The sequence below is a fragment of the Pseudoalteromonas sp. SR45-5 genome, from assembly GCF_014163565.1.
GTDB classification, from domain to species: domain Bacteria; phylum Pseudomonadota; class Gammaproteobacteria; order Enterobacterales; family Alteromonadaceae; genus Pseudoalteromonas; species Pseudoalteromonas distincta.
The window spans coordinates 1-7487 of the sequence record NZ_JACJDN010000147.1 but is presented as its reverse complement, the minus strand read 5'-3'; the positions used below and the strand labels follow the sequence as shown (position 1 = coordinate 7487).

Genomic DNA, 7487 nt, shown 5'->3' with positions numbered 1-7487 from the left:
AGTAATTTAAGCGCGTTTTTTTTTGTATATAGCGTTTATGGTTAAGCCTTATTTACCGTGCTCATTTGCTGCTTTTTCTTCAGCTAATTCTTCTTTAAGCTTACGGATTTTTAAACCTTGTTCTTGTCCACGATGTCTTGCGTAGTAAGTACAACCAATAAACATAGATGATGCAAATACCAGTTCTAACAACACCCAAATTAATTCATCTGGTGCTGCCCACAGCATGGTAAGACCGTGGATAAAATAAAGCATTACAATAAAGTTAGCCCACGCATAGGTGTATGTGTTGTCTTGAATTATGCCTCTTAGCGGCAGCAGTAAAGGAATGATAGGAAAAAACAATGACACCCAACTAGTATTACCATCTAGAGGGGGTACAAAATACATCCACAAAGGAATCAGAATAAGTAAACCAACATAGCCAAATAGTGCTGCACGTTGAAATTTTACCGTAATCGGCTTTTTAGCTGGACTGTCAGCTGTAGTCATTTAAGTTTTCTCGCAATGTGAGTAAGGCGTTTACCAACGCTTTGGCATATTTTAATTTCGTCTTTGCTTAGCTGTGCACTATTAGCGCTGCCAGCGACGTGTGTTGCACCGTATGGTGTTCCACCGGTTTGTGTTGCAAGTAGTTCGGGCACATCATATGGCACGCCCATAAGCATCATACCGTGGTGTAATAGTGGCAAAGATAAGTTAAGTAAGGTTGCTTCATTTCCACCATGCATGCTACTTGATGACGAAAATACACACGCTGGCTTATCGATTAATTGGCCTTTTAGCCACAAGTCGCTGGTGGTTTCCCAAAAGCTTTTTGCTTGAGAGGCCATCATGCCAAATCGAGTTGGTGTACCAAATGCTAAACCATCGCAATTTATTAAATCATCTTTGGTGATCACAATATCGTGCGCGTTTTTAGCCACAAAGGTGCGAAGTAGTGCACTAGCACCTTGTTGCTCTATCGACTCTGCTATCTCGTGAGCCATTGCTTCAACTGAGCCATGGCTTGAGTGATAAAGCACCACTATGGTTGCACTCATTATAAAACGCTTAGTACGTTTTCTGGTGGACGACCAATCGCTGCTTTATTGTTATTAACTACGATAGGGCGTTCAATCAATTTTGGGTATTTAACCATAGCGTTAATAAGTGCGTCCTCATTTGTTTCATCTTTCAAATTAAGCGCTTTGTAGTCATCTTCTTTGGTGCGCATCATTTCACGTACGGATGAAAAACCAAGTTGGATTACAAGCGTTGAGATTTGCTCGTGAGTAAGAGGGGTTTTTAAATACTCTACAACACTTGGCTCTATCGCTTTACTTTGCAGTAGCGCTAGCGTTTCGCGTGATTTAGAACAACGTGGGTTGTGGTAAATAGTAACAGACATAAAATGATTCCAAAGTGTGAATTGCGTCTATTTTAGGGTAAGCGCTTGCAGACTTAAAGTCTTGCAAGCTCTTTTTGTAAAAGTCGATACTGGGTAAGTAGTGCTTTTAAACGTTGTTGCTTTACAAGTTCGGTTGGCTCTACGAAGTTAAGTGCTTTTTGTACTTCGTCTGCGGCTTTTAAATAAGCACCGTATTGAGCCAATACATCGGCGTTCGCTTCGTGATATGAGGCTAATTTATCTTGTTTTTTATACGCATCAGCAAGAAGTTGCTTGCCTAGGTTATGATCTGGCTTTTCGAGTAAAAAACTCTTCAAAATATTTTCGGCTAGTTCATATTGCTCAGCTTCAAGTGCTGCGTTGGCATAGTTAAGCGTAATTACCTGATTATTAGGGCGATACTGATTTAAATCAGCTAAAAATTTTACGGCTTCATCTGCCTTTTTTTGCGCGATGAGTAAATCGGTATGGGTATCTATATAAAATAGGTTTTTAGGATCGTTTTTTAAAAGCTCGTCTAGTATTGGGGCTGCTTCATCAAGCTTTTTTTGATCAAGTAAGCTAATAGCTAAACCGTACTTTAAAGCGGTGTTATCATAGCTATTTTCGCGTAGTCGTTTTCTAAATAGGTCTTCGGCGTTTTCTGGTTTGTTGTCGTAGCGCGCAAGCACGCGGCTTTTAGCTAAATTAAACTCAAGACTGGCACTCATATGACGCACAGGAAATTGCTCTGCACGCAAACGTACATCAGATACTCGACTCTCTGGTAATGGGTGAGTAAGTAAAAATGCAGGTGGTTTATATTTATAACGAATTTGCGCGGCAAGTTTAGTTAAAAATTCGCTTGATGCACGAGCATCAAAGCCTGCATTGTTAAGCGTTTGCATGCCTATGCGGTCAGCTTCTTGCTCGGCTGAGCGACTATGCGTTAACTGACTAAAAGCAGATTGTGTTTGGCTGGCAGATATAATCGCAATACCCGCATCTGGTGCAACAACGGTTGCTAATATGCCGGCTATCATACCGGCAATAGTCAGCGCGCTGTTATCTTGTTGTTGCTGTATTCTTCGTGCTAAGTGGCGCTGTGTCACGTGAGCAATTTCGTGACCAAGCACTGAGGCAAACTGACTCTCGTTATCGGCTTGAGCTATTAATCCTGTATGCACGCCTACATGGCCGCCATAAAAGGCGAAGGCATTTATTTCTGAGTTGTTTATCCAAAAAAACGAAAACGGAAAGCGCACGTCATTAGCATTAGCAACGAGTTTACGGCCAATAGTTGTGAGGTATTCATCAAGCACTGGGTCATTTATTACTGGTGATGAGCCTCGTATTTGCATCATCATTACTTCGCCAATGGCTTGTTCTTTTTCGAGTGGCAGTGCTTGTAATGCAGATGTTCCTAAGTCAGGAAGCGTAAAGTTGGTTTGCGCTTTTAAAGGTTCGCTTATTAATAAGCTAAACGTAAGCGCAGCACTGCATAAAGTGATAAATGCTGATTTTAGCTGCATTTTATTCCTTGTTAATTTGTTCGCCAATTGCAATTTTGGCTATGTCTATTTCGTCACTGCTTGCACGGCTGTCTTTTTCGCACAATTGGTATAGTTCTTTTATTGTGACTCCATCAAGCTTTACAACGTTCAATTCTCGCTGCAAAAAAGTAATAATTTTATGTACTACTTTGTGTGCATGTAAAATAATGGCTTTATCTGCTTTGTCGCCTCGTTCAAAATAAAAGCCAATAAACTTATGTAACTGACTTATTCTGATCAAGTTTTTCATTGAATGTGGGTCCCACACTCTAAACTCCATAAAGCGATTGTTTTTTATGTATTGATCAACAATAACATCTTTAGCATAAGGCTGTGCCCATAGCTCAAAGCCTCTGTCGGTAAACACTTGGTGCAGCGCAATACGTGGCTTATGTTTGGTATGTATTTCACCTAAGTTATCTTCATAGCCTTCTAATAAATCTAAGTTCCAATTGCGTTTATCTAAAAGTTGTTTAACTGCATTGTCGAACCCATGATCTAAAATTCCTTCTGATTCGCTTATTGATGAGGCAACAAGGTGATAAAAAGGAGGTAGTTCGCCCCAATTAATCTGCTTTTTAAACCAATTAATCTCTTTGAGTGTTGGATTACTTGGTAGTTGCGCTTTATTATGCGTGCCAGGCATTAACTTATCCTTACTGCTAGTTATGTTATAAGGATAAACTATTGCAGGAATTGTTTTAACAAAAAGTTACAACGGTTTGAGTATATAAATACGTAGACCGTAAATATGCGACTTATTATTCATTTACTATACGGATAAAGTAGTTATGGTAGAGCGCGATTTAAAAGAGTTTAAGTGTCCTCAGCAGTTTGTGCAGTTTAAGCTTGCGCTTCGAAGTGCACAGTCATCAAAACAACGCATCACTTTTAGTCTGAACAAAGGTGAAAGTGCGAACGACATTGAACGTTTTTTGCAAAAAAATGCTTATAGTTACAATTTTGATAAACAACGTGGGTTGTTATTAGTGGAGCCATTACATGTTTGAATACGTAAAAACATGGTACGAAAGGAAGTTCTCGGATCCTCATTCGTCTACCTTATTATTTTTATTATTGGTATCAGTTGCCTTACTTTACTTTTTTGGCGCGTTAATTGTTCCTGTGCTTGTTGCACTGGTTATCGCTTATTTACTAGATTGGCCGGTTGTTCATTTAGAGCGTGTTGGCTTAAAACGTTTTACTGCAACAATTATTGTAATGTTGATATTTATTAGCATTATGCTCACTCTTATTTTAGTTATTGGCCCAGTGCTTTGGAAGCAAACCAGTAACTTAGTGCAAGAAACACCGCATATGCTAGAGCAGGGGAAGTCTTATTTAATGGCTTTACCTGAACAATACCCAAGTTTAATTAATATAGAACAAGTACAAGCTATTGTTGCAACCGTAGAAGCTAAAATTATTGAGTTTGGTCAAGCGGTATTATCGTTTTCACTTACGTCTTTAAAAGATGTTGTTGCTTGGCTTATATATTTGGTACTTGTGCCATTACTGGTGTTTTTTATGCTTAAAGATAAGCTGGAGCTGACAGGGAGTATAGCTAAACTGATCCCGCAGCAACGGCGCTTGATTTTACAAGTGTGGAACGAAATGAACCAACAAATTATGAATTACATTCGCGGTAAAGTATTCGAAATTTTAATTGTTGGTGGTGTGTCTTTCATTGCATTTACTGTTTTAGATTTGCGCTATGCAGCTTTACTTGGTGTGCTTGTTGGCTTTTCGGTATTAATTCCATTTATTGGCGCGGCACTCGTCACTATTCCGGTAGCGGCAGTTGCACTGTTTCAGTTTGGATTAGAAACGCAGTTTTGGACCATTTTAATCATTTATGGAATTATTCAAGCGCTTGATGGCAATGTACTTGTACCGCTGTTGTTTTCTGAGGCAGTTGATTTAAATCCGGTATTTATAATTGTCGCGGTATTATTTTTTGGTGGCTTATGGGGATTTTGGGGTGTATTTTTTGCCATCCCGTTGGCCTCATTAGTAAAAGCGCTAATAACAGCTTGGTCGTCAACGCACGAAGAGATCAGCAAAGAGCTCAGTGAATAGTTAAGCAAACAGACTTTTAGTTTAAAAAAGCATAGTAAACGCACCTCTAGTGCTAATTGATTATTACTCATTACCTGTAAATTTATGTACTATTGGTAATAAGATATATTTTTTAGTAATAAGGTGCGTTTTTTAATGTCTGAGTTTTTATTGCACGATGAGCCAGTAAAACAAGTTTACCTTGATGCAAATGCAACGACCCCTGTGTTGCCTTGTATTGCTGATGTTGTTTCTCATACCATGCAAATATGTTTTGGTAATCCTTCAAGCCCGCATATCACAGGTATTCAAGCCAAGCATTTATTAGAACAAACACGTCAAAAGGCACGCACGGTTATTGGCGCAACTAATGGCGATATCCTATTTACCTCTGGTGCAACGGAGGGTATTCAAACTGCGGTGGTTTCTACATTAATTAATGCTAAAAAGCAGTCTATTAAAAACCCTGTATTATTATATGGCGCAACTGAGCATAAAGCGGTGCCAAATACACTTAAACATTGGAATAGCGTACTTGACGTTAATGCTGAGGTGCTTGCTATTCCGGTTGATAGTAACGGTATTTTAGATTTAGATTTTATCGCAGAGCATATTAATAACGCTTTGATGATTTGCACCATGGCCGTTAATAACGAAACCGGTGTATATCAAGATTTACCCGCTATAGAGCAGGTGATCCGTAGCCGTAACAAAAATGTATCGTGGATGGTGGATTGCGTACAGGCACTCGGTAAACAAGCGCTCGCACTGAGTAATACAACTATTGATTACGCTCCTTTTTCGGGGCATAAGCTTTACGCACCTAAAGGTATTGGCTTTTTATATATTCGTAGTGGCAGTGCGTACACACCTTTTATAGCGGGTGGCGGTCAAGAAAGTGGAATGCGCTCAGGCACCGAAAATCTACCCGGTATTGCAGGGTTAAATAAACTATTTAGTATGTTACTTGATAAATCAGACGATACATTTAAACCAATTAGCATACTTAACTCTTATCGAAGCCAGTTACAAAGCGCGATAAAAGACACCTTTGGCGATATTACATTCAATCATGATTTTGCTTATAGCGTGCCTACCACACTTAACTTTGCGGTAAACGATTTAACGAGCAAAGAAGTGATTGATTTATTTGATGCTGCGGGCATTCGCGTAAGTGGTGGCTCGGCTTGTAGTACGGGCGCATCAACAAGTTTTGTTTTAGATGCAATGGGTGCAAGTAAGTGGCAAAGTGAAAATGCGATTAGGCTATCGTTTGGACCTGCTGCAACACAACACGATATTGATGATGCTTGTGTGCGTATTCGCGCTCTTAAAGCAATACTTCAGGCTAACTGTTTAATTGTATCTGATAGCACTACACCACAACAAGAGGTGTGCGCACTTGGCCTTACTCAGTTTAGGCACCAAGGAGCATGTAGTTGGCTTTATGTAAGCGATGATAAGCGCGCAGTTATAATAGACCCGATTGTTGAGCTTATTCCGCGTTTTGAAAAAATAGCCAATACACAAAACTTAACTATATCAGCGGTGCTTAATACTCATCTGCATCAAGAGCGAGAGTCAGCGACTAATTTATTAACCAGCGTTCTTGCATCAAGAGTTGTAAAAGGTGAGGTTGATGCTTTAGGTTGGCCACTAAATGCAGAAAGTATTAGCTTAGCAAATGACGTACTTGAAAAAGTAGCGACACCTGGGCACAGCAAAGATAGCGTAAGTTATTTATTAAAAAATAGTAATGGCGAAACGCGTTATTGTTTTTGTGGTGATTTAATTTTGCCTGCAGGACTTGGCAATACGTCCCTTACGGGTGGGGATGCAAAAGCAATGGCACGCTCTATTTTAGCAATAAGCGAGCAACTAAATAGCACCAGCATTATTTGCTCAGGGCACGACTACCAACAATGTTTTGCCATGAACTGGGCTGTACAACAAAACCAAACGCCATTACTCAATGCGTTAGTAAGCGGCAGTATTTCAGTTGATGAATTTACAATACAAAAGCAGCAGTACGACGCTTCAAAGCAAGTAAATAACACGCAATTATGTGGTTATGTAAATGCATTGCCTGAGATTGATACACAGCAATTAAATTTTGATGACGCTAAAGCAATGTTAAACACCAGCGATGCATATTTAATAGATACTCGGGAGCCGTATGAACATGGAGCAAATAATGTTGCTCAGTTATTTAATACACTAGATGAAAAAACATTAAATATACCGCTTAGCAGAATGGCAAATGCGGTATTTGAAGGGCAGTTAAGTAAAAATAACAACTATATTTTATTATGCCGCAGTGGTAACCGCTCAAAGATTGCTGCGAGCAATTTAATGCAGCTAGGGTACAAAACTGTTTATAACCTAAGTGGTGGGCTAGCGCTTAGTAATTAAGCAAAGATTGTAATTTATACAAAATCGGCTTTAGAGCCGATTTTTTGTTTTTAAGGTTTATTTGTTTGCAAGGCAAACAATTACAGTAATTAGTG

At 39.3% G+C, this 7487-nt stretch carries 8 protein-coding genes; 3 read left to right on the top strand and 5 right to left on the bottom strand.

Annotated elements, in window-relative coordinates:
• Positions 1 to 48: 48 nt before the first annotated feature.
• Genes H5072_RS07720 through H5072_RS07700 form a run of 5 tightly spaced genes read right to left on the bottom strand, consistent with a single transcriptional unit; the run spans position 49 to position 3568 of the window.
• Positions 49 to 492 (bottom strand): DUF2069 domain-containing protein, encoded by a 444-nt coding sequence (locus H5072_RS07720; RefSeq protein ID WP_024595679.1) that lies wholly within the window; start codon positions 490 to 492, stop codon positions 49 to 51.
• On the bottom strand, positions 489 to 1043 hold the full coding sequence (gene wrbA, locus H5072_RS07715) for an NAD(P)H:quinone oxidoreductase (protein ID WP_002961459.1): 555 nt from the start codon (positions 1041 to 1043) through the stop codon (positions 489 to 491). Before wrbA ends, H5072_RS07720 begins: the two co-directional genes overlap by 4 nt.
• The gene (gene arsC, locus H5072_RS07710) at positions 1043 to 1390 is read right to left on the bottom strand and encodes an arsenate reductase (glutaredoxin) (protein WP_024595681.1); all 348 of its coding nucleotides are present in this window, start codon (positions 1388 to 1390) and stop codon (positions 1043 to 1045) included. Before arsC ends, wrbA begins: the two co-directional genes overlap by 1 nt.
• A gap of 53 nt (positions 1391 to 1443) precedes the next feature.
• Positions 1444 to 2901 carry a M48 family metalloprotease gene (locus tag H5072_RS07705; RefSeq protein ID WP_039487326.1) on the bottom strand — a complete coding sequence of 486 codons (1458 nt, stop codon included), beginning with the start codon at positions 2899 to 2901 and terminating at the stop codon, positions 1444 to 1446.
• 1 nt (position 2902) lies between these two features.
• Positions 2903 to 3568 carry a hypothetical protein gene (locus tag H5072_RS07700; RefSeq protein WP_024597628.1) on the bottom strand — a complete coding sequence of 222 codons (666 nt, stop codon included), beginning with the start codon at positions 3566 to 3568 and terminating at the stop codon, positions 2903 to 2905.
• Between the two features lie 145 nt (positions 3569 to 3713).
• Between H5072_RS07700 and H5072_RS07695 the strand changes: the two genes are divergently transcribed.
• The 3 genes from H5072_RS07695 to H5072_RS07685 all read left to right on the top strand — a co-directional run bounded on the left by H5072_RS07695 (position 3714) and on the right by H5072_RS07685 (position 7392).
• On the top strand, positions 3714 to 3932 hold the full coding sequence (locus tag H5072_RS07695) for a sulfurtransferase TusA family protein (RefSeq protein ID WP_002961455.1): 219 nt from the start codon (positions 3714 to 3716) through the stop codon (positions 3930 to 3932).
• Positions 3925 to 5001, top strand: coding sequence for an AI-2E family transporter (locus tag H5072_RS07690; protein WP_024606584.1), 1077 nt, complete (start codon positions 3925 to 3927; stop codon positions 4999 to 5001). Before H5072_RS07695 ends, H5072_RS07690 begins: the two co-directional genes overlap by 8 nt.
• 135 nt (positions 5002 to 5136) lie before the next feature.
• Positions 5137 to 7392, top strand: coding sequence for an aminotransferase class V-fold PLP-dependent enzyme (locus tag H5072_RS07685; protein ID WP_182693176.1), 2256 nt, complete (start codon positions 5137 to 5139; stop codon positions 7390 to 7392).
• Positions 7393 to 7487: the final 95 nt, after the last annotated feature.

Bases quoted from the DNA above. Each gene is read 5' to 3' on its own strand.
- wrbA (WP_002961459.1), bottom strand. From the start codon at position 1,043: ATGAGTGCAACCATAGTGGTGCTTTATCACTCAAGCCATGGCTCAGTT.
- H5072_RS07685 (WP_182693176.1), top strand. From the start codon at position 5,137: ATGTCTGAGTTTTTATTGCACGATGAGCCAGTAAAACAAGTTTACCTT.
- H5072_RS07695 (WP_002961455.1), top strand. From the start codon at position 3,714: ATGGTAGAGCGCGATTTAAAAGAGTTTAAGTGTCCTCAGCAGTTTGTG.
- arsC (WP_024595681.1), bottom strand. From the start codon at position 1,390: ATGTCTGTTACTATTTACCACAACCCACGTTGTTCTAAATCACGCGAA.
- H5072_RS07720 (WP_024595679.1), bottom strand. From the start codon at position 492: ATGACTACAGCTGACAGTCCAGCTAAAAAGCCGATTACGGTAAAATTT.
- H5072_RS07700 (WP_024597628.1), bottom strand. From the start codon at position 3,568: ATGCCTGGCACGCATAATAAAGCGCAACTACCAAGTAATCCAACACTC.
- H5072_RS07690 (WP_024606584.1), top strand. From the start codon at position 3,925: ATGTTTGAATACGTAAAAACATGGTACGAAAGGAAGTTCTCGGATCCT.
- H5072_RS07705 (WP_039487326.1), bottom strand. From the start codon at position 2,901: ATGCAGCTAAAATCAGCATTTATCACTTTATGCAGTGCTGCGCTTACG.